Source organism: Microbacterium galbinum (assembly GCF_023101185.1).
GTDB classification, from domain to species: Bacteria; Actinomycetota; Actinomycetes; order Actinomycetales; family Microbacteriaceae; genus Microbacterium; species Microbacterium galbinum.
Map to the genome: position 1 here is coordinate 898283 of NZ_CP078077.1, position 18746 is coordinate 917028.

21 protein-coding genes are annotated in these 18746 nt (G+C 70.6%); 12 read left to right on the forward strand and 9 right to left on the reverse strand.

What is annotated here, in order from left to right:
* Nucleotides 1–81: 81 nt before the first annotated feature.
* Complete coding sequence (locus KV396_RS04475; protein WP_247956978.1) at nt 82–1044, reverse strand: amidohydrolase family protein; 963 nt, start codon at nt 1042–1044, stop codon at nt 82–84.
* Between the two features lie 47 nt (nt 1045–1091).
* Between KV396_RS04475 and KV396_RS04480 the strand changes: the two genes are divergently transcribed.
* Nucleotides 1092–1769 carry a FadR/GntR family transcriptional regulator gene (locus KV396_RS04480; RefSeq protein WP_247624443.1) on the forward strand — a complete coding sequence of 226 codons (678 nt, stop codon included), beginning with the start codon at nt 1092–1094 and terminating at the stop codon, nt 1767–1769.
* A gap of 141 nt (nt 1770–1910) precedes the next feature.
* Here KV396_RS04480 and KV396_RS04485 read toward each other — a convergent pair whose 3' ends face one another.
* On the reverse strand, nt 1911–2573 hold the full coding sequence (locus tag KV396_RS04485; protein WP_247956979.1) for a transaldolase family protein: 663 nt from the start codon (nt 2571–2573) through the stop codon (nt 1911–1913).
* A gap of 121 nt (nt 2574–2694) precedes the next feature.
* On the opposite strand from KV396_RS04485, the gene KV396_RS04490 reads away from it, so the two are divergent.
* The 7 genes from KV396_RS04490 (at nt 2695) to KV396_RS04520 (ending at nt 9083) form a co-directional block, all read left to right on the forward strand.
* Complete coding sequence (locus tag KV396_RS04490) at nt 2695–3654, forward strand: ribokinase (RefSeq protein ID WP_247956980.1); 960 nt, start codon at nt 2695–2697, stop codon at nt 3652–3654.
* A gap of 36 nt (nt 3655–3690) precedes the next feature.
* Nucleotides 3691–4095, forward strand: coding sequence for a D-ribose pyranase (gene rbsD / locus KV396_RS04495; protein ID WP_247624440.1), 405 nt, complete (start codon nt 3691–3693; stop codon nt 4093–4095).
* A gap of 1 nt (nt 4096) precedes the next feature.
* Entirely contained in the window at nt 4097–4921 is an 825-nt protein-coding gene (locus tag KV396_RS04500) for a GntR family transcriptional regulator (protein ID WP_247624439.1), read from the forward strand.
* On the forward strand, nt 4918–5967 hold the full coding sequence (locus tag KV396_RS16800) for a hypothetical protein (protein WP_282185372.1): 1050 nt from the start codon (nt 4918–4920) through the stop codon (nt 5965–5967). The genes KV396_RS04500 and KV396_RS16800 overlap by 4 nt, the downstream gene beginning before the upstream one ends.
* Nucleotides 5968–5986: 19 nt before the next feature.
* The gene (locus KV396_RS04510; protein WP_247956981.1) at nt 5987–7054 is read left to right on the forward strand and encodes a PLP-dependent cysteine synthase family protein; all 1068 of its coding nucleotides are present in this window, start codon (nt 5987–5989) and stop codon (nt 7052–7054) included.
* A 231-nt stretch (nt 7055–7285) separates the two neighbouring features.
* A complete protein-coding gene (locus tag KV396_RS04515; protein WP_247956982.1) occupies nt 7286–7795 on the forward strand; it encodes a glycine cleavage system protein R in 510 nt (169 codons plus the stop codon).
* Between the two features lie 82 nt (nt 7796–7877).
* Nucleotides 7878–9083: an aminotransferase class V-fold PLP-dependent enzyme gene (locus KV396_RS04520; protein ID WP_247956983.1), complete on the forward strand. Its 1206-nt coding sequence runs from the start codon at nt 7878–7880 to the stop codon at nt 9081–9083.
* A 143-nt stretch (nt 9084–9226) separates the two neighbouring features.
* On the opposite strand, the gene KV396_RS04525 is transcribed toward KV396_RS04520, so the two are convergent.
* The 4 genes from KV396_RS04525 to KV396_RS04540 form a co-directional block, all read right to left on the reverse strand.
* Complete coding sequence (locus KV396_RS04525) at nt 9227–10240, reverse strand: aldo/keto reductase family protein (RefSeq protein WP_247956984.1); 1014 nt, start codon at nt 10238–10240, stop codon at nt 9227–9229.
* 62 nt (nt 10241–10302) lie between these two features.
* The gene (locus KV396_RS04530; RefSeq protein WP_247956985.1) at nt 10303–10788 is read right to left on the reverse strand and encodes a hypothetical protein; all 486 of its coding nucleotides are present in this window, start codon (nt 10786–10788) and stop codon (nt 10303–10305) included.
* 118 nt (nt 10789–10906) lie between these two features.
* A complete protein-coding gene (locus tag KV396_RS04535; protein ID WP_247956986.1) occupies nt 10907–12424 on the reverse strand; it encodes a DUF4407 domain-containing protein in 1518 nt (505 codons plus the stop codon).
* Between the two features lie 84 nt (nt 12425–12508).
* Entirely contained in the window at nt 12509–13084 is a 576-nt protein-coding gene (locus KV396_RS04540) for a TetR/AcrR family transcriptional regulator (RefSeq protein ID WP_247956987.1), read from the reverse strand.
* Between the two features lie 66 nt (nt 13085–13150).
* Between KV396_RS04540 and KV396_RS04545 the strand changes: the two genes are divergently transcribed.
* Nucleotides 13151–13777, forward strand: coding sequence for an NAD(P)H-dependent oxidoreductase (locus KV396_RS04545; RefSeq protein WP_247956988.1), 627 nt, complete (start codon nt 13151–13153; stop codon nt 13775–13777).
* Here KV396_RS04545 and rlmN read toward each other — a convergent pair.
* Nucleotides 13726–15027 carry a 23S rRNA (adenine(2503)-C(2))-methyltransferase RlmN gene (gene rlmN, locus KV396_RS04550; RefSeq protein WP_247956989.1) on the reverse strand — a complete coding sequence of 434 codons (1302 nt, stop codon included), beginning with the start codon at nt 15025–15027 and terminating at the stop codon, nt 13726–13728. The genes KV396_RS04545 and rlmN overlap by 52 nt on opposite strands.
* A gap of 70 nt (nt 15028–15097) precedes the next feature.
* Here rlmN and KV396_RS04555 point away from each other — a divergent pair, with 70 nt between their 5' ends.
* The 3 genes from KV396_RS04555 (at nt 15098) to KV396_RS04565 (ending at nt 17040) form a co-directional block, all read left to right on the forward strand.
* Complete coding sequence (locus tag KV396_RS04555) at nt 15098–15568, forward strand: hypothetical protein (RefSeq protein WP_247956990.1); 471 nt, start codon at nt 15098–15100, stop codon at nt 15566–15568.
* 76 nt (nt 15569–15644) lie between these two features.
* Nucleotides 15645–16283 carry a bifunctional 4-hydroxy-2-oxoglutarate aldolase/2-dehydro-3-deoxy-phosphogluconate aldolase gene (locus tag KV396_RS04560; RefSeq protein ID WP_247624428.1) on the forward strand — a complete coding sequence of 213 codons (639 nt, stop codon included), beginning with the start codon at nt 15645–15647 and terminating at the stop codon, nt 16281–16283.
* Between the two features lie 7 nt (nt 16284–16290).
* Nucleotides 16291–17040 carry a sulfite exporter TauE/SafE family protein gene (locus KV396_RS04565; RefSeq protein ID WP_247956991.1) on the forward strand — a complete coding sequence of 250 codons (750 nt, stop codon included), beginning with the start codon at nt 16291–16293 and terminating at the stop codon, nt 17038–17040.
* A gap of 19 nt (nt 17041–17059) precedes the next feature.
* On the opposite strand, the gene KV396_RS04570 is transcribed toward KV396_RS04565, so the two are convergent.
* Together KV396_RS04570 and KV396_RS04575 are read right to left on the reverse strand one after the other, a co-directional pair.
* Complete coding sequence (locus tag KV396_RS04570) at nt 17060–17890, reverse strand: SDR family oxidoreductase (RefSeq protein WP_247956992.1); 831 nt, start codon at nt 17888–17890, stop codon at nt 17060–17062.
* Nucleotides 17891–17926: 36 nt separating this feature from the next.
* Nucleotides 17927–18691 carry an SDR family NAD(P)-dependent oxidoreductase gene (locus KV396_RS04575; protein ID WP_247956993.1) on the reverse strand — a complete coding sequence of 255 codons (765 nt, stop codon included), beginning with the start codon at nt 18689–18691 and terminating at the stop codon, nt 17927–17929.
* Nucleotides 18692–18746: the final 55 nt, after the last annotated feature.

The following is an 18746-nucleotide window of genomic DNA, read 5'->3' on the forward strand; positions in this document are numbered from 1 at the left end:
GACGAGGTGAGCCTCCCATAATCCGCGAGGCGAGAATCGGCGGACGGAGATTGATGTGGATAACCCGTACGCCCCGCTGATTCAGCCCCCGAACAGCCGCCCGAAGAACCCACGGCGGGGAGCATCCGCCGACTCCACCCGCGGGTCGTCCAACCGGTAGAACCGCCGCCCGTTCGCCCACAGGATCGCGTCGACGTCGTGCCCGCGCGCCTCCGCCCACTCGACCACCGTGTCGAGCCAGCGCTGCCGCGCGTGCGGCTGATACGTCGCCGAGCCGTCGGCCGGCGCATGCGGGTCGCCCTCCTCGGCCGGGCCGATCGACGACACCGGCCAGTCGCTCCCCCACAACAGGCGCTCGACGCCGAAGGCATCCGCGGCGGCGTCGAGGAACGGCACGAGCTGCTCGGCGCTCCACACGCCCCCGGATTCGGCGGGCAGACCCGAGAGCTTGCAGAACGCCTCCGGATGCTTCGCCACCTCCTCGATGTCGCGCACCCATTCCGCCGACGGGGCGAGCGGAGCATCCGCCGTGCCGACGGCGGGCTTGCCGAGGTGGTCGAGCACCATCCGCAGCTCCGGCACGGCGCCGGCGAGGCGGGCGATGTCGGGCAGCTGCGCGGCCCGCACGCACACGTCGAACGTCCACCCGCGGGCGGCGACCTCGCGCGCTCCGGTCACGAAGGCGCTCGACACGGCGAGGCCGTCGGGATCGTTCTGCAGGTTGTGGCGTACACCGACGACGAGCGGATGCGTCGCCAACTCCTCGAGGTGCGTCACCGTGTCGATGCCGCGGTGCAGCTGCGCGCCGGCGACGATTCCGGCGATCCCGAGGCGCCCGGCGAGGGACTGCACCCACCGCACCTCTCCGATGTAATCGCCCTCGGTCGTCTCGGCCTGGACGAACACCGCCTCCTCGCGCTCGACGTCGAGGCGATCGTGCTCGACCTCCGTCTCGGCGAAGCGGTAGGCGTAGGGACCCTCCAGCCAGGTGTAGGTGAGGACTTCTTCGTCCCACATGTGCAGGTGCGTATCGAGGACTCGCATACGCCCATCCTGCCTCAGACATCGGATCACTGGCTAGGATGACGGCCATGGCAGTCACCGATGAGGCGATCGAGAAGATCAAGGCGATGATCGTGTCGGGCGAGCTGTCGCCGGGCGATCGCCTTCCCCCCGAGAAGGAACTGTCGGAGCGTCTCGGCCTGTCGCGCAACTCGATGCGCGAGGCGGTGAAGGCCCTCGAGGTCATCCGGGTGCTCGACGTGCGCCGCGGTGACGGCACCTACGTGACGAGCCTCGAACCGCATCTGCTGCTCGAGGCGATCTCGTTCGTGGTCGACATGCACGACGACGACTCGATGCTCGAGATCTTCGCCGTACGGCGGATGCTGGAGTCGCAGGCCACCGGCCTCGCCGCGACCCTCGGCGATGACGAGCAGGTCGCAGCCCTCGTCGACGAGGTCGAGCGCGTCGACGCCTCGGTGACCATCGAGGAACTCGTCGAGCACGACATCCGCTTCCACCGCGAGATCGTCGGCATGGCCGGCAACGCGTACCTCGCGAGCCTGATCGAGCACCTCAGCAGTCAGACCGTGCGCGCCCGCGTGTGGCGCGGACTCACCGAGGGCGGCGCGGTCGAGCGCACCCTGTCGGAGCACCGCGCGATCGCCGATGCCATCGCCCGCCACGACCCGGCGCTCGCGACCTCGCTCGCCACCGCCCACATCGCGGGCGTGGAGCGATGGCTGCGCCAGGCCGCCTCGGCCTAGGCATCCGTCCCTCCCGCTCACCGCAGCGCATCGATCGGTGCGAAATGACGGTTCTGAGGCGCCATAACCGACATATGGCACCGATCGATGCGCGCTCTCACGCCGATCAGTGCGCGCGTCGGCGCCCCGCCCCGAGAACCGCTACGCCCCGAGGCGCACCATGGCCGCGTCGAACTCGGCCGCCGAGCTGTCGCTGACCTCGTGGAACAGCGCCTGCTCGATCACGTCGGGCGCGGCGGTGAAGTAGGGCACTCCCGCAAGGCGCAGCCCGACGATGTCGTCGGCCGTGCGCAGCGACGCGGCGAGCACGTTCGATCCACTGCCCTCGCAGACCTCCTGCATGCGGGCGATCACGGTGTCGCCGTCGATGCCCGCGTCGCGCATGCGCCCGAGGTAGGGCGCGATGTACTGCGCACCAATGCTCGCGCACGCGAGCGCCTGGGCGACGGAGTAGACGGCCGTCACGAGCACGGTGGCGCCGTCGGCGACGAGGGCGGATGCCGCGGCGAACCCGGCGGCGGTCGCCGGCACCTTCACGGCGACGCGCGGTCCGAGTTCACGGATGCGCTCGGCGTTGCGCAGGAACGTCGCGGTGTCGCCGCCCCACGTCTGGAAGAAGATCTCGGCGGCGCCCTCGGACTCCCACCGGGCGTAGAGCTCCGGGATCTCGCCGGCGGTGCGCCCGCCGCGTTCGAGGATCGTCGGGTTCGTGGTGACACCGTGCACGACGCCCGCGGCGAGGAGCCGGGACACCCGGTCGACGTCGGCGCTGTCGACGTACAGGCGGGGGGCGATCACGGTCATCGGGACTCCTCGGGGACAACCTGTCGTTACAGGTTCGCTTTCGGCTAATGTAATGACAGGCGCGGGGCGATGTCAAAGCTCCGGCCGACGTACATCGCCGTCGAAGACGACCAGGAGCGACATGGCCCCCGCACACCCCGAAGACCGTTCCGGCGTCGTGATCGTCGGCAGCGTCACCGCCGATGTGACCACCTTCTCGCAGCGCCTCCCCGCGCGAGGCGAGACGATCCTGGGCGATCAGTTCACCCTGATGCTGGGCGGCAAGGGCGCCAACCAGGCCGTCGCCGCCGGCCGTTCCGGCGCCCGCACGAGCTTCGTCGGATGCGTGGGCGACGACCTCTTCCACGACCTCGTCGTCGACGGCCTGAGCGAGGCCGGGGTCGACCTGGCGCACCTGCGCACCGTGCCCGGCCCGACCGGCATCGCGCACATCCGGGTCGACGCCTCGGCGCAGAACGACATCGTGATGGTGCCGCTCGCCAATGCCTCCCTCAACACCGACCAGATCGACGAGGCGCTCGCCGCCCTCGCCCCGACCACCTCGGTGCTGCTCACCCAGCTCGAGACGCCCTCGGCCCTCACGGCGCACATCACCGGCCGCGGCCGCGAGCACGGCATGACCGTGATCCTCGACCCCGCACCGGCCGCGACGCTGCCCGTCGAGGTGTGGGCGAACATCGACATCGTCACGCCGAACGAGACCGAGGCGACGCTCATCAGCGGCATCGAGGTGACGGATGCCGAATCCGCCGAGCGCGCCGGACGCTGGTTCCTCGACCAGGGCGTCGGCGCCGCGGTCATCACCCTCGCCGGACAGGGGTCGTGTGTGGTCACGTCGGAGGGAGCATCCGTCATCCCGCCGTTCCCCGTCACCGCCGTCGACACCACCGCCGCCGGCGACGCCTACGCCGGGTATCTCGGCGCCGCGCTCGCGAACGGCAGCAGCCTCGCCGACGCCGTGCGCCTGGCGACGGCCGCGGGCGCCCTCACCGTCACGAAGCAGGGCGCCTCGCCGAGCCTGCCCCTGCGCGCCGACGTCGACGCGTTCCTCGCGGAGCGCGAAGCGGCGCCCGTCGGCTGACCGCCCAACACATCACACAGAGAGACCGGAGCCGCCATGCGCAAGACCGCGACCACGATCAACCCCGCGCTGTCGCGGGTCATCAGCGAGACCGGGCACACCGACCTGCTCGTCGTGACCGATGCGGGCCTGCCGATCCCTCCGGGGTCGGAGCGCATCGACCTGGCCTACCGGCCGGGAGCACCCGCGTTCTTCGACGTGCTCGACACCGTGCTCGCCGAGCTCGTCGTCGAGGGCGCCACGGTGTCGGCCGAGGTGGCCGAGAAGAGCCCCGAAGTGCTCGAGGCGCTACGCGAGCGGTTCGCCGGCATGGACTTCGAGATCGAGCTCGTGCCGCACGTCGACTTCAAGAAGCTCACCCACGGGGCGCGGGCGTTCGTGCGCTCCGGCGAGTTCACCCCGTACGCGAATGTGATCCTGCACGCGGGCGTGGCGTACTAACATGTCCGCCGTGCTTCCCGACGCGATCGACCGCCACTCCGCCGCACCGATGTACGACCAGTTGCGGCAGCTGATCGTCGACGGCATCGCGCGCGACGGGTTGCAGCCGGGCGATCCCCTCCCGGGTGAGCACGGACTCTGCGAGCGCTACGGCGTCTCGCGCACCGTCGTGCGCCAGGCGCTCGCGCAGCTCGAGCACGAGGGTCTCGTCGAGCGCGTCAAGGGCAAGGGCACCTTCGTCTCGCGCCCGCGCACGGCGGAGAGCCTGGTGCACACGCTCGTGGGTCTGTACGACGACGTCGAGCGTCGCGGCGGCCACGTGCACAGCGACGTGCTGCGCCACGAATTCGCCGTCGCCGACGACGAGATCGCGGCGGCTCTCGAGATCCCGGTCGGGTCGCGGGTCGTGGTGCTCGAGCGGCTGCGCCACGTCGACGACGAGCCCTGGTCGCTGTCGACCACGTGGATGCCGGATGCCGTCGGCGCGGTCACCCTGGGCGTCGATCTGTCGGACTCCTCTCTGTACCGGGTGCTCGCCGAGCACGGCATCGTCGCCACCCGCGGTGTGCGATCGGCCGAGGCCACGGTCGCGACGCACGAGCAGGCCGGCCACCTCGGCGTCAGCGCCGGATCCGCCCTGCTGCGCCTGCGCAGCGTGAGCCGCACCGACGACGACACCCCGATCGAGTACTTCATCGCCTACCACCGCGGCGACCGTTCGCGCTTCGAGTTCCAGCTGCAGCAGGAGCAGTCGCAGGCCTCCCTCCTGCACGTCGACGGCCGCGGCGGTATGACACTCGCCGGCAGTACGCGGGTCCAGCCGTGACGGGCGACGACCGGACGCCCGACCCTGCAGCGGGAGCGGATGCCGACGCGGTGGTTCCGCCGGAGGCGCCCACGCCCGCCTCTCCCCCGCCGCCCGCGCAGCCGCCGTTGGCTCCGCCGGTGGGAGCGGATGCCGCAGCCCCCACTCTCCCGGCCGGTGCCCCGCTGCCGCCCGGTCACCGTCCCGCGTACCAGCCGCCGGCGTACCAGCCACCCGTGTACCAGCCGCCCGCGAGCTACCGGCCGACTCCGGCGTACCAGCCGGCCCCCGCGTACCAGGCCCCTCCCGCGCACCCCGGGGCTCCGACGCATCAGCCGGCCGCTCCTGCAGCGCCTCCGGCTCCGGCATCCGCTCCGACTCCGGCAACCGCTCCGACGTACCCGGTCCAGCAGACGTACCCGGCCCAGCCTCCCGCGGGGGCCTCGCCACCGGTGGGCGGCTACCCGCCGGCGAACGGTTACCCGGTCGGCCCTGCCTCCGGCGCGGCCGCGGCCGCGGCCGCTCCGTCGACTCCCCGGCGCGGCACGCTCGTCGTGGTCCTCATCGCGATCGCGGTCATCGGCGTCCTGGTGGCCCTGGTCATCGGCATCATCCCCCGGGGCCTGGGCGACCGCGGCGAGTCGGCACCGGCATCCGATTCCGACGACTCCGGTCAGACCGCCCCCGATCCCGGCGACACCGAGGCCGAACCTGCAGAGCCCGACGACGCGCCCTCTCTGCCCGACACCGGAGGCTCGGCCGAGGCCACCCTGCAGAACAAGATCGACGAGTACAAGGCCGCGCGCACCGACGGGTCGCTGTGGGAGAGGATCCCCGACACCGAGTTCAACCGCACAGCCGTCAGCGCCTACCTCTACCTCATGACCGACATGAAGCTCGCCGCGTCGTTCGGAGCCGACACCTCGGAGTACCTGCAGCGTGCCGCGAAGCTCGAGGAGCTGCTGCTCTCTGAGCAGCCCCTCGGCTCCGACATCGAGATCGTCCTGTCGGACCGCACGTTCACCTACGACGGCGACACCGGCGAAGGCGGCTACACCGACAACTGAGCCCGGGTACGCTCGAACGGTGGACTCCTGGACCAGCAACGCGATCGCTCTGCTGGAGGCCGACGCCAACCGCAGTGCCGACACCCACCTGCACGTCTTCCCGCTGCCCGCCGAGTGGGGCATCGACCTGTACCTGAAGGACGAGTCGGTGCATCCGACCGGGTCGCTCAAGCACCGTCTGGCGCGGTCGCTGATCCTCTATGGCCTCGTCAACGGACTCATCCGGGGCGACACGACCCTCGTCGAATCGTCGAGCGGTTCGACCGCCGTCTCCGAGGCGTACTTCGCCCGGATGCTCGGGCTCCCGTTCGTGACCGTCGTGCCTCGCTCGACCGTGCAGGAGAAGATCGACCTCATCGAGTTCTACGGCGGCACCTGCCACTTCGTCGACCGCGCCGAGGACATGTCGCCCGAGGCCCGCCGCCTCGCCGCCGACTGCCACGGCCACTACCTCGACCAGTTCACCTACGCCGAGCGCGCGACCGACTGGCGCGGCAACAACAACATCGCCGAGAGCGTGTTCAGCCAGCTGTCGCAGGAGCGGCATCCGATCCCCCGCTGGATCGTGGTCGGCGCCGGGACCGGCGGCACGAGCGCCACGTTCGGCCGGTACGTGCGCTACCGGCGGCACACGACCGAGATCGCGGTCGTCGATCCCGAGGGTTCGGCGTTCTACGACGGCTGGGCGGGAACTCCGGATGCTCCGGCCGGGCGCCCGAGCCGCATCGAGGGCATCGGTCGACCGCGCGTGGAGCCGTCGTTCGTTCCGAACGTGATCGACGAGATGATCCGCGTGCCCGACGCCGGCTCGATCGCGGCGATCCGTCTGCTGCGCGAGCGCACCCTGCACTGGGCGGGCGGGTCGACCGGCACGAACCTGTACGGGGCGTTCCAGCTGATCGCGCGCATGCGCGCCGCGGGCGAGACCGGGAGCGTGGTGACCCTGATCTGCGACAGCGGAGTCCGCTACGCCGGCACCTACTACTCCGACGAGTGGGTCGCAGCACAGGGCTGGGACCTCGCCCCGCACCGCGCCCGCCTCGACGGCTTCCTCGACACCGGCCTCTGGACCGAGCTCGCCGACTGAGCTCCCTTCGCCTTGCCGCTGCGCTCCTCGCTCAGGAACCGCGCAGCGCGACGAAGGGCCCCAGAGACTGGGGCCCTGAGCCTGTCGAAGGGTCCCACCCCGAGACGCCCCGTACCCAACTCAGGAACATCGTGTCGAAATCGGCTGATTCGGCCCGTTTCACGCGCCCCGGCATCCGTTCTTCCTGAGTTAGGCCCGGGCCGCTCGCGCACCGCCGACTACGCTGACCCCATGACTACTCTGATCCTCACCGTCGCGGGTGCAGACCGTCCGGGCCTCGTCGCCGCCGTCGCTGATGCCGTCGACGCCCACGGGGGCAACTGGGAGAACAGCCGCCTCGCCGAGCTCGCGGGCACCTTCGCGGGGGTGATCGAGGTCTCGGTGGCCGCCGATCGGGTCGCCGAACTGCAGGCCGCGCTGCGCGCCCTGACCGGACTGCTCACGGTGACGATCCACACCGGATCGGATGCCGGGGCCCACCGCGACGGGAGCTCGATCTCGCTCTCGGTGCTGGGCAACGACCGCGCGGGGATCGTCCACGAGATCTCCGGCGTTCTGACCTCCCACGCGCTCAGCATCACGAGCATGGACACCGAGACGCGCGACGCCGCGATGGCCGGTGGGCGCCTGTTCGAGTCGACGGTCACGGCGACGGTTCCGGCATCCGCTGATCTCGATGCGCTCCGCACCGACCTCGAGAAGCTGGCGGCGGAGATCCAGGTCGACATCACTCTCGCCTGACGGGTTCGCGCGCCGCGCGCCACTCGCCCGCGCCGCCCGGATGACCGGCAGGAGCAGACAACAGAATGTGGAAAGCCCCGCGATGACAACCTTCCCCGCTCCCGTGGCGCTGCGTTCGTTCGCGCGGGCACGCGACGCGTGGCCCCTCGATCCCGCGACCGTGCACCTCAATCACGGTTCGTTCGGCGCTCCGCCGACCGCCGTGATCGAGCATCAGGATGCTCTGCGCCGCCAGGGCGACCTCAGTCCCGTCGCGTGGTTTCCGACTCTCGGCGAGCGCACGCGCGAGGCCCGCGAGCGCACGGCACCCTTCGTGGGTGCGCGCGCCGATGACGTCGCCTTCGTGCCGAACGCCTCGGCCGCGGCGACCGTGGTCTTCAACGCAATGCACCTCGAACCGGGCGACGAGATCATCGTCACCGATCACGGATACGGCGCGGTGACGATGGGCGCGGAGCGGTTGGCGCGCCGCACGGGTGCGACCGTCCGCACGGTGGCGATCCCGCTGCTCGCCTCCGACGACGAGGTCGTCGACCGCTTCGCCGCCGAGATCGGGGATCGTGCGCGTCTCGTCGTGGTCGACCAGATCACGTCGCCGACGGCACGGCTGATGCCGACGCGACGCATCGCCGACATCGCCGCGCACCACGGTGCGCGCACGCTGATCGATGGTGCGCACGCGCCGGGCCTCCTCCCGGATGCCGCGTCGGCGGCGGGCGGTACGTGGTGGTTCGGCAATCTGCACAAGTGGCCGTGCGCGCCGCGCGGATCTGCGCTGCTGGTGACGACCGCCGCGGATCGCGACGACCTCTGGCCGCTGATCGACTCGTGGAACGCGCACGCCCCCTTCCCCTCGCGCTTCGACTACCAGGGCACGATCGACGCGACCGGGTATCTCGCGACGCCGACCGCGATCGCGTTCGTCGAGCGCGAGATCGGGTGGGAGCGCACGCGCACGGTCATGACCGAGATGGCGGATGCCGGGGCCGAGGCGATCGCGGCGGCGTTCCGTCGCTTCGCCGATGCGGAACCGCTCACGCCGGTCCCCTCGCCGGTCCCATCGATGCGACTGATCCGCCTGCCGCGCGGGCTGGGGGCGACCCGGGAAGAGGCGGATGCGCTGCGCGCCGAGATCCTCCCCGCGACCGGCATCGAGACCGCATTCACGAGCTTCGGAGGCGCCGGGTACGTGCGGCTCTCGGTGCACCTCTACACCGAGGCATCCGACATCGAGCGGTTTGTCGATGTCGCAGTGCCGTGGCTCGTGGCGCGCGCCGGCATCCGCTGACCGTCCGCAACACCGTCGACGCGTCTGCGGGCGCCGAGACCCATCGCCCCCGGCTTCAATCCCCGAAGCCCCTCCCACACGACGAGGCCCCCTGCCGCGGTGTGCGACAGGGGGCCTCGTACGTGTGCGTCAGACGCGGATGCTCAGACCAGGCGGGTCTTCGGCGAGGTCGAGTAGGTGTGCTCGGCGTCGCGGTTGACGGTGTCGCCGAGGGCGGTGTCGATCGCCGCCATCGTGTCGGCGTCGAGCTTCACTCCCGATGCCTTGACGGTGTCGGCGAGCTGCTCGGGGCGCGATGCTCCGACCAGGGCTGCCGCGATGTTCGGGTTCTGCAGCACCCAGGCGATCGCGAGCTGCGGCATCGTGAGACCCGCCTGCTCGGCGATCGGCTTGAGGCGCTGGACCGCGGTGAGGATGTCGTCCTGCAGGAAGTTCTTGATGAAGTCGGCACCGCTGTGCGGGTCGGTCGCGCGCGAACCCTCGGGCACGGGCTGACCGGGCAGGTACTTGCCGCTGAGCACGCCCTGCGCCATCGGCGACCAGACGATCTGCGAGATGCCGAGCTCTTCGGAGGCCGGAACGACCTTGCCCTCGATGACGCGCCACAGCATCGAGTACTGGGGCTGGTTCGAGATGAGCTGGATGCCGAGCTGCTTGGCGAGCGCGTGGCCCTCGCGCAGCTGCTCGGCCGTCCACTCCGAGACACCGATGTAGAGCGCCTTGCCCTGGCGGACGACATCGGCGAAGGCCTGGAACGTCTCCTCGAGCGGGGTCTCGTAGTCGAAGCGGTGCGCCTGGTAGAGATCGACGTAGTCGGTGCCGAGACGGGTCAGCGAGCCGTTGATCGACTCCATGATGTGCTTGCGGCTGAGGCCGGTATCGTTCGGGCCCTTTGGACCGGTCGGGAAGTAGACCTTGGTGAAGATCTCGAGGCCTTCGCGCCGCTGCCCCTCGAGGGCCTTGCCGAGCACGACCTCGGCCGCGGTGTTGGCGTAGGTGTCGGCGGTGTCGAACGTGGTGATGCCGGCGTCGAGCGCCGCGTGCACCGTCTTGACGGCGGCGTCGTCGCCGACCTGAGAGGCGTGGGTGACCCAGTTGCCGTAGGTGATCTCAGAGACCTTGAGACCACTGTTGCCGAGATAGCGATAGTTGACCATGTTCTAACGCTAGCGCCGGTCGCCGACACTGCGGGTCGGTTTCCGTGACCGGTCTCAGAAGTTCATGTCCGGCGCGCGCGGTGACGCATCTCGCGAACCGCGAGGACGAGCAGGGCGCCGAGCGCCACCAGACTCGCGGCGTAGAGCGGACGCGCCCACGGCGAGTAGTCGGCACCGCCGATCCCGTAGGTGTCGGCGAGTCCCATGCCCGCCCCGAACGATGCGGCGAAGTACCCGAGGGTCCCGAGAACCACGAGGCCCAGGAAGACCATCGCGGCGATCGCCGCCGGCATCCGCCCGACGATCGCGACGATCGCGACGACGACGGACACCACGACTCCGATACCGAGGATGCCGAGCACCGACATCGGACTCAGGCTCTCGCCCGCTTCTCCCATGTCGGCCCGGATCTGATCGAGCGTACGGCCCGGAGCCGCGGCGAGCGGGTTGAGCACCATGATCTGCAGCGCGGCGACGGCGGCGTAGACGGCGACCGCGACGACGCCGACCAGCGACACCCACACGGTCGCACGACGAGATGAAGCCATGGCCATCACCGTAGAGACCGAGTCTGAGAACCCGCCGCCATCGCGAGGAGTCAGGACACGCCGCTCACTCGGCATCCGTTGCGGCGTGTCTTGACCCCTCACCGAGAGATGAAAACCCTCAGCTCGTGCGCGCCGCCGTCTCGGTCACCGCGGCCGACTGCGTCTGCACGATCGATGCGCGATCGGCGAAGCCCTCGGCGGTGACCTTGTCGAGCGCGACCTGCTTGCGGATCGCCGCGGCCTTCTCGTAGAGGCTCGGGTCGCCGTACGAGGTGAGCACCTTCACCAGCACGGGCAGCAGCTCGATCATGAAGAACAGCGCGGCGATGAGGATATGCGCCCACAGGATCGTGGGCTCCTTCTCGCTCAGGCGGTTCAGCCCGCTGATCTGGCTGAGGAGGCCGGTCGCTCCGGCGTTGCCCTGCGCCACGGCATCCGCTCGGGCGTTGTAGGCCGCGAGCGCCTGGTCGTAGGTGTCGCGTGCGGCTGGCAGCTGGTCCTGCGCGGTCTGGCGGTTCGTCGCCTCGGAGGTCGAGGTGTTCTCCTTCGCGGCGGTGCCGGCCGTGGCGAGCTCCTCGTTCGCGACGCGCAGCTGCTCGGCGAGGCCGTCGTAGGTCTGCTGGGCCTGGGCGAGCTGGGCCTGGGCAGCGTCGGAACTCGCGCCCTCGCCGTTCACCCCGGTGCAGCCCGGAACGGTGCCCGCGCCCTCGCCGGTGAGCTCGCACTGGTAGAGCGCGCGGGCCTGGTCGATGACGGTCTGCTGGTCCGCGAGCTTGGTCGTGAGGTCGTCGACGGTCGCCTGGGCGGCGGATTCGGATGCCGACGACGAATCGGTTCCCGCCACGATGCCCGTCGCCGCCTGGTTCTCGAGCTCGGCGACCTTGGCGGTCGCGGCGTCGAGAGCGATCTTCTCGGGGCCGGACTCGAGGGCTTCCTGGTCGGTCTGCGACTGCGTGATGTTGGTCGAGGCGACCTCGCGGGCGATGTCGTTGTGGAACACCTGCAGCACGAGCGGCTCGGCGACCACGAATCCGATGATCGCGGCCATGATCACTCGGGGGATCGCGAGGCCGATGAGGCGCCACACGTTGCGCGTCGACGCCATGGTCGAGGTGAGGAAGCGATCGAGGTTGAAGATGATGAGCGCCCAGACGAGCGCGAGCGGAACGGCCAGCCAGATCGCGGCCCCCACGCCGGTCGTGAGCGCGAACAGCATCGAGATCGCCGAGACCAGGGCGGTGCCGGCGAGCACGAAGAACATCTGCACGAAGCGCGGCGTCTCGCCGGGGACGCGGTCGAGGATCTCGCCCTCGGCCCCGCCGAGGATCGCGAGCTGCCGCAGGCGCGAGCCCGGGGTGCGGGGCGCGCGTGGCCTGCGCTCCCGCGGCGGGCGGGGCGCGCGGGCGGGCTTCGACGGTGCGGATGCCGCGGCATCCGATTCTGCCGAGTCGTCGGCGGTCTCCGGGCGCGGGGTCTCGCGCGTGGCGGAGTCCGTGATGAACGGCTCGTCGGCGGAACCTGTGGGCTCGTACTCGCGCAGGAAGTCGAGGTCATCCGTCGGGGCGTTCGGGTCGCCGTCGATGATGATCCGACCCTGCGAGTCGAAGCGACCCGGTCGGTGGGCGGAATAGGGCATCCCGACAATCTACGAAAGGTCGCCTGTGCGCACGGTGGAAGAAGGCTTTGACGGCTCCCAGGTTCGGCAGGGGCGCGCTCCGGATCACACTCCGGCGGACAGCAGCCTGCCGAGAAGAGCCTCGTAGGAGGCGAGGGCGTCGTCGAGGCCGAAGTGCCCGGCGGCGGCGAGGGTGCCGAGGCCGTGGATGAGGCCCCAGAGCGCGACGACGTCGGTGGGGCGGTCGAGTCCGGTGGCGGCGGCCGCCGCGGCGAGCGCTCCTTCGAGCGCATCGATCAGCGGGGCCATCGTCGCGGTGGGCGAGCCCGGCACGCAGACCGTGGGGTCGTAGACGGCGTCGAAGGCATGCGGATGCTCGACGGCGAAGCGGATGTAGGCCTCGCCACCCGCGGCGAGCGCCGCCCGCGGGGTCGCGGCATCCGTCGTCGCGTTCTGCACCTGGGCGAGCAGATCGGCCATGCTGCGCTCGGCGATCGCCTTGAGCAGACCGAGACGATCGGAGAAGTGGTGGTACGGCGCGTTGTGGCTGACGTCGGCGGCGCGAGCGACCTCGCGCAGGCTAATGTCGGCGGCCGGCATCCGCTCGAGCAACTGCATCGCGGCGTCTTCGAGGGCGCGCGCGAGATCACCGTGGTGGTACCCCGTCTTCGAACTTGACATGAGCAACATTATCTCCTATCTTGACACTGTCCACCTGCTTGACACTGTCCAGATTGGAACCGACGCATGACCGCTCTCGTGATCGACGGCCACCCGCACGCCGAATCCCTCACCGCTTCGCTCGCGCAGCGCTACGCCACGGGGCACGGCGATGCCCGCGTGCTCGCCCTGCGCGACCTCGAATTCGACCCGCACCTGCGCTTCGGATACCGGCAGCGCATGACCCTCGAACCCGACCTGATCGACGCCAAGCAGGCTCTCGCCGAGGCGCAGACGATCGTCATCGCGACGCCGCTGTGGTGGGGGTCGGTGCCGGCGCTGCTCAAGGGCTTCTTCGACCGCGCCCTGCTGCCGCAGCAGGAGTACCGCTACTCGCCGCAGGGCCTGCCGATCGGCCTGCTCACCGCGCCTCACGGACGCCTGCTGCTGCTCGCCGACACCCCCTGGTACGCCGCGCCCTTCACGGGACTGCCGGCGCAGCGCCAGGTGGTGCGCAACACGATGCGGTTCTGCGGCATCCGTTCGGTGCGCGCGCACCGGATGCTGGGCGTCAAGAACGCCTCACCCGAGAGGATCGGGCGCTGGCTCGCGGATGCCGAACGGCTGGGTGCCGCGGACGGGCTCCGCGATGCGCGGCGCGGTCAGGCCATCGCGGCCGAGGCCGCTTCGTCCTCCGTCGTCGCGACGAGCTGACCGCAGGCGCCGTCGATCTCCTTGCCGCGGGTGTCGCGGAGGGTCGTCGGGATGCCGGCGTCGTTGAGGCGGCGCACGAACTCGGCCGTGACGTCCTTCTCCGAGGAGGTCCAGATCGACCCCGGCGTCGGGTTCAGCGGGATGGGGTTCACGTGCACCCATCCGCGACCGCGCTGGTTGAGCTTCTCGGCGAGGAGATCGGCGCGCCACGCATGGTCGTTCATGTCCTTGATGAGCGCGTACTCGATCGAGACGCGGCGACCGGTCTTCTCGTAGTAGTTGTAGGCGGCGTCGAGAGCCTCGTCGACCTTCCAGCGGGAGTTCACCGGGATGAGCTCGTCGCGCAGGTGGTCGTCGGGCGCGTGCAGCGACAGCGCGAAGGTGACCGGGATGCCCTCGTCGGCGAGCTTCCTGATCGCGGGCACGAGGCCGACGGTCGAGACGGTGATGCCGCGGGCGCTCATGCCGAGCCCCTCGGGCTGCGGGGCGACCATGATGCGCACGGCATCCATCACCCGCTTGTAGTTGGCGAGCGGCTCGCCCATGCCCATGAAGACGATGTTGGAGACGCGCTCCATGCTGTGATCGTCGGACTTCTTACCGCCCAGGCCGCCCTCGGCGATGAGGCGGTTGGCGCGCACGATCTGCTCGACGATCTCGGCCGTCGACATGTTGCGCGTGAGGCCCGCCTGGCCGGTCGCGCAGAACGGGCAGTTCATGCCGCAGCCGGCCTGGCTCGACACGCAGAGCGTGATGCGGCCGGGGTAGCGCATGAGCACCGACTCGACGAGGGCGCCGTCGTGCAGGCGCCAGAGGAACTTGATCGTGTCGCCGCGATCGGTCTCGAGACGGCGCACCTCGGTCATGAGCGGGGGCAGCATGCCGGCGACCAGCTCGTCGCGGATGCCGGCCGGGAGGTCGGTCATGTGCGCGGGGTCGGACGTGTAGTGCCGGAAGTAGTGGGTCGCGAGCTGCTTGGCGCGGAAGCCGGGCAGGCCGAGCTCCTTCACCTTCTCGACGCGCTCCTCGGGCGTGAGGTCGGCGAGGTGCACGGGCGGCTTGCCGCGCTTGGGGCTGGCGAACTGCAGCAGCGGGCGCCCCTCGGCGTCCTTCTGCTGGGTCCAGCCCTCGGTCGCCGGGCGCACCTGAGTGGAGCCCGTGGTGCGCACCTTGCCCTGGGCGGGTCGACCCTCGGGGGCGGACGCGGATGCTGCGGGGCGCGTCTCGCGCGTGCGGGGGTTCTCGGTCATACCTTCCAGGGTACCGGCGAGCGGGTGGGAGACGGCTGGACTGTCGGGGCCCCTGCCTAGACTGACCGGCATGGACTTCGTGTGGATCATCGGGATCATCGTCGGCGCGATCATCGTGATCGCCATCGTGGCCGCAGCCCTGCGGGGCATGCGGCCGAAGGTGCCCGAGGCCACCCCGGGCGTTCCGGTGCCGATCGCCCCCGAAGTGGTCGCGAAGATCGACGACCTGGTGCGCGCCGACAGCAAGATTGTCGCGATCAAGACCCTGCGCGAGCACACCGGCGAAAGCCTGCAGTCCGCGAAGCGCCGCATCGACCACTGGCGGGTCGGCGCCGCCCCCGCCACGACCGCGATTCCGATCCAGCCGCCCGTCTTCCACGACGTCGGGTCGCTGCGCGCCTCGTTGCCGCCCGAGGCGGTGGCCGAGATCGACCGGCTCGTCGCCGCCGAACAGCAGATCGCCGCGATCAAGCTGCTGCGCGAAGAGGCCGGCCTCGGCCTCAAGGAGTCGAAGGACCTGATCGACGCCTGGCGTGCCTGAGGGGGCCCGGACGCGCCCGTTGTAATGACAAGTTGGCGTCGGCGAGAATAGAACGACCCCCACCACAAGGAGCATGATGTCCGACCGCCTCACCCGTGCCCGCGCCACCGGAGTCCTCGCCGTGCTCCGCGCCTCCACCCCCGAGCTCGCCCTCGAGGCGTCCGAGGCCATCATCCGGGGCGGAGTGACCGGTATCGAGGTCACGTTCTCGACCCCCGATGCGCCCGCCGTCATCCGCGAGCTCATCGCCCGGCACGGCGACGCCGCCTACGTCGGCGCCGGCACCGTCACCACCGCCGAGCAGGCCGCCCTCGCCGCCGATGCGGGCGCCGAGTTCCTCGTGAGCCCGGGCACGCTCCCCCACCTCACGCGCAGCATGCTCGACACCGGCCGCGTCGTGATGACCGGCGCCATGACCCCCACCGAGGTCATGGGCGCGCTCGAACTCGGCGTCGACGTCGTCAAGATCTTCCCCGCGTCGCTCGGCGGCCCCTCGTACCTGGGCGCCCTGCGCGGCCCGTTCCCCGAGGCTCCCCTCATGCCCACCGGTGGCGTGAACCCCGACAACCTCGCCGACTGGTTCGCGGCCGGTGCCGTGGCCGTCGGAGCCGGAGGCGACCTCGCCAACGGTGCCTCGCTCAAGGCCCAGGACTGGGCCGACATCGAGAAGCGCTCCGCTCGCTTCGCCGCCGCCCTCGCGGCCGTCCGCGCCTGACGCCTCGGTGATCGCCCTCGACCCGTGGGCGTGGGCCGCGCTGGGCCTCGCCGCGGTGACGATCGGCATCTCGAAGACCGCACTGCCCGGCGGCAGCATCCTCGCGATCGCCCTGTTCGCGGCCGTGCTGCCGGCGCGCACCTCGACCGCGGCCATGCTGCTACTGCTGATGGTCGGCGATGTGTTCGCGCTCATCGCCTACCGTCGGCACGCGCACTGGCCGACGCTGCTGCGCCTCACCCCGGCCGTCGTGCTGGGACTCCTGGCCGGCTTCGCGTTCCTCGCGCTCACCGGTGACGGCGTCGTGCGGCGCGCGATCGGCGTGATCCTGCTGGTCATGATCGCGGTGACGCTCTGGCGACGGTGGCGGCAGAACAGGGCGGATGCCGTGGCTCCCGCCCGCGGCGGCATTCTGCTCGCCGGCACCTACGGCACGCTCGGCGGGTTCACGACGATGGTCGCGAACGCCGGCGGCCCGGTGATGTCGATGTACTTCCTCGCGACGCGCACCCCGGTGCAGGTGTTCCTCGGCACCTCGGCGTGGTTCTTCGCGATCATCAACCTCGTCAAGGTGCCGTTCCTCGCGGGACTCGGACTCTTCGAGGGGCAGGTGCTGCTGATGGATGCCGCGCTCGCCCCGCTCGTCGTCATCGGCGCGCTCATCGGGCTCGCCGTCGCGAAGAGGCTCGATCAGCGGCTCTTCGACCGCATCGTCATCGTGCTCACGGTGCTCGGCGCGGTGTACCTGCTCTTCTGAGCTCCCGAGACGCCCCGGCTCAGTCGAGGAAGATGTCGGGGAACAGCGCCGCGTCAGGGGTCCCCGGGATCGCGGCGTAGCCCGAGAAGTCGGTCACCCCCGCAGCCTCGAGTACGTCCTCGACGATGAGCGTCTGCCCCGTGTACGACCCGGCGGGCTGCAGGAGCACCTGGTACGCGGCATCCGCGTAGATGTCGGGGGTGCGGCTCGCGGCCATGACCTTGTCGCCGCCGAGCAGGTTCTGCACCGCCGCGGTCGCGATGGTCGTACGCGGCCAGAGCGTGTTCGCCGCGATGCCGTCGCGCGCGAACTCCGCCGCGAGGCCCAGCGTCGCCATCGTCATCCCGAACTTCGCGAGCGTGTACCCGGTGTGCGCACCGAGCCACTTCGGCGTGGGGTTCAGCGGCGGCGAGAGCGACAGGATGTGCGGGTTCTCGGCATCCTTCAGCATCGGTACGGCCGCGCGCGACAGCATGAACGTGCCGCGCACGTTGACGTCCTGCATCAGGTCGTACTTCTTGGGATCGAGGTCGAGCGACCGCGAGAGGTCGATGACGCTGGCATTGTTGACGACGATGTCGATGCCGCCGAACTCGCCCTGCGTCTTCATCACGGCCTCGGTGGTGTCGGAGTCGTCGCGCACGTCGCCGACGATCGCGAGCGCCTGACCGCCGGCCGCGCGGATCTGCTCGGCCGCGGTGTGGATCGTCCCCTCGAGCTTGGGGTGCGGGGTGTCGGTCTTCGCGAGCATGGCGATGTTCGCGCCATCGGCTGCGGCGCGCAGCGCGATCGCGAGCCCGATCCCGCGGCTGCCGCCGGACATCAGGATGGTCTTTCCTGCGAGTGACATGGGTCTCCTTCTGGGTCGGATGCCGGTGCGGGCGGGTTACTTCGGCGCCATGCGGATCGCGCCGTCGAGGCGGATCGTCTCGCCGTTGAGGTAGTCGTTCTCGACGATGTGCTGCACGAGGGCGGCGTACTCGTCGGGGCGCCCGAGCCGTGAGGGGTGCGGCACCTGCTGGCCGAGGGAGTCCTGCGCGGCCTGCGGCAGGCCCATGAGCATGGGGGTCTCCATGATTCCGGGGGCGATGGTGACCACGCGGATGCCGTAGCGGGCGAGCTCGCGGGCGACCGGCAGGGTCATCGCGTGCACACCGCCCTTCGACGCGGCGTACGCGGGCTGGCCGATCTGGCCGTCGAAGGCGGCGACGCTGGCGGTGTTGACGATGACGCCACGGGTGTCGGTGTCGCTGTCCACGGGGTTCTTCACGATGACGGCGGATGCCTGCGACAGCACGTTGAACGTGCCGACGAGGTTGATGCGCACGATGCGCTCGAAGTCGGCGAGCACGGCCGGGTTGCCGTCTCGGTCGAGAACCTTCGCGGGCGGCGCGATGCCGGCGCAGTTGACCACGACGCGCAGCGGGGCGACCGCCTGCGCCTGGGCGACGGCATCCTGCACCTCGTCGACGCTGGTGACGTCGGCGGGCACGAAGAGTCCCCCGAGTTCGTCGGCGAGCTCGGCGCCCTTCGACGTCGAGAGGTCGATGATCGTGACGTGGGCGCCGTCGGCGGCGAGCCGACGTGCGGTGGCGAGGCCCAGACCCGAGGCGCCTCCGGTGATGAGCGCGCCCTGTCCACTGATCTGCATGGTGTTCTCCTTCGAACGTCGTCGTGCGACTGAGTTTCAGCCTACGTGGTTCTTG

What these genes read in the sequence shown, in the direction of transcription:
- KV396_RS04520 (WP_247956983.1), top strand. Translation starts at nt 7,878, where the DNA reads ATGACAACCTTCCCCGCTCCCGTGGCGCTGCGTTCGTTCGCGCGGGCA.
- KV396_RS04575 (WP_247956993.1), bottom strand. Translation starts at nt 18,691, where the DNA reads ATGCAGATCAGTGGACAGGGCGCGCTCATCACCGGAGGCGCCTCGGGT.
- KV396_RS04570 (WP_247956992.1), bottom strand. Translation starts at nt 17,890, where the DNA reads ATGTCACTCGCAGGAAAGACCATCCTGATGTCCGGCGGCAGCCGCGGG.
- rbsD (WP_247624440.1), top strand. Translation starts at nt 3,691, where the DNA reads ATGCGCAAGACCGCGACCACGATCAACCCCGCGCTGTCGCGGGTCATC.
- KV396_RS04530 (WP_247956985.1), bottom strand. Translation starts at nt 10,788, where the DNA reads ATGGCTTCATCTCGTCGTGCGACCGTGTGGGTGTCGCTGGTCGGCGTC.
- KV396_RS04560 (WP_247624428.1), top strand. Translation starts at nt 15,645, where the DNA reads ATGTCCGACCGCCTCACCCGTGCCCGCGCCACCGGAGTCCTCGCCGTG.
- KV396_RS04540 (WP_247956987.1), bottom strand. Translation starts at nt 13,084, where the DNA reads ATGTCAAGTTCGAAGACGGGGTACCACCACGGTGATCTCGCGCGCGCC.
- KV396_RS04515 (WP_247956982.1), top strand. Translation starts at nt 7,286, where the DNA reads ATGACTACTCTGATCCTCACCGTCGCGGGTGCAGACCGTCCGGGCCTC.
- KV396_RS04500 (WP_247624439.1), top strand. Translation starts at nt 4,097, where the DNA reads ATGTCCGCCGTGCTTCCCGACGCGATCGACCGCCACTCCGCCGCACCG.
- KV396_RS04485 (WP_247956979.1), bottom strand. Translation starts at nt 2,573, where the DNA reads ATGACCGTGATCGCCCCCCGCCTGTACGTCGACAGCGCCGACGTCGAC.
- KV396_RS04490 (WP_247956980.1), top strand. Translation starts at nt 2,695, where the DNA reads ATGGCCCCCGCACACCCCGAAGACCGTTCCGGCGTCGTGATCGTCGGC.
- KV396_RS04480 (WP_247624443.1), top strand. Translation starts at nt 1,092, where the DNA reads ATGGCAGTCACCGATGAGGCGATCGAGAAGATCAAGGCGATGATCGTG.
- KV396_RS04545 (WP_247956988.1), top strand. Translation starts at nt 13,151, where the DNA reads ATGACCGCTCTCGTGATCGACGGCCACCCGCACGCCGAATCCCTCACC.
- KV396_RS04535 (WP_247956986.1), bottom strand. Translation starts at nt 12,424, where the DNA reads ATGCCCTATTCCGCCCACCGACCGGGTCGCTTCGACTCGCAGGGTCGG.
- KV396_RS04555 (WP_247956990.1), top strand. Translation starts at nt 15,098, where the DNA reads ATGGACTTCGTGTGGATCATCGGGATCATCGTCGGCGCGATCATCGTG.
- KV396_RS04525 (WP_247956984.1), bottom strand. Translation starts at nt 10,240, where the DNA reads ATGGTCAACTATCGCTATCTCGGCAACAGTGGTCTCAAGGTCTCTGAG.
- KV396_RS04475 (WP_247956978.1), bottom strand. Translation starts at nt 1,044, where the DNA reads ATGCGAGTCCTCGATACGCACCTGCACATGTGGGACGAAGAAGTCCTC.
- rlmN (WP_247956989.1), bottom strand. Translation starts at nt 15,027, where the DNA reads ATGACCGAGAACCCCCGCACGCGCGAGACGCGCCCCGCAGCATCCGCG.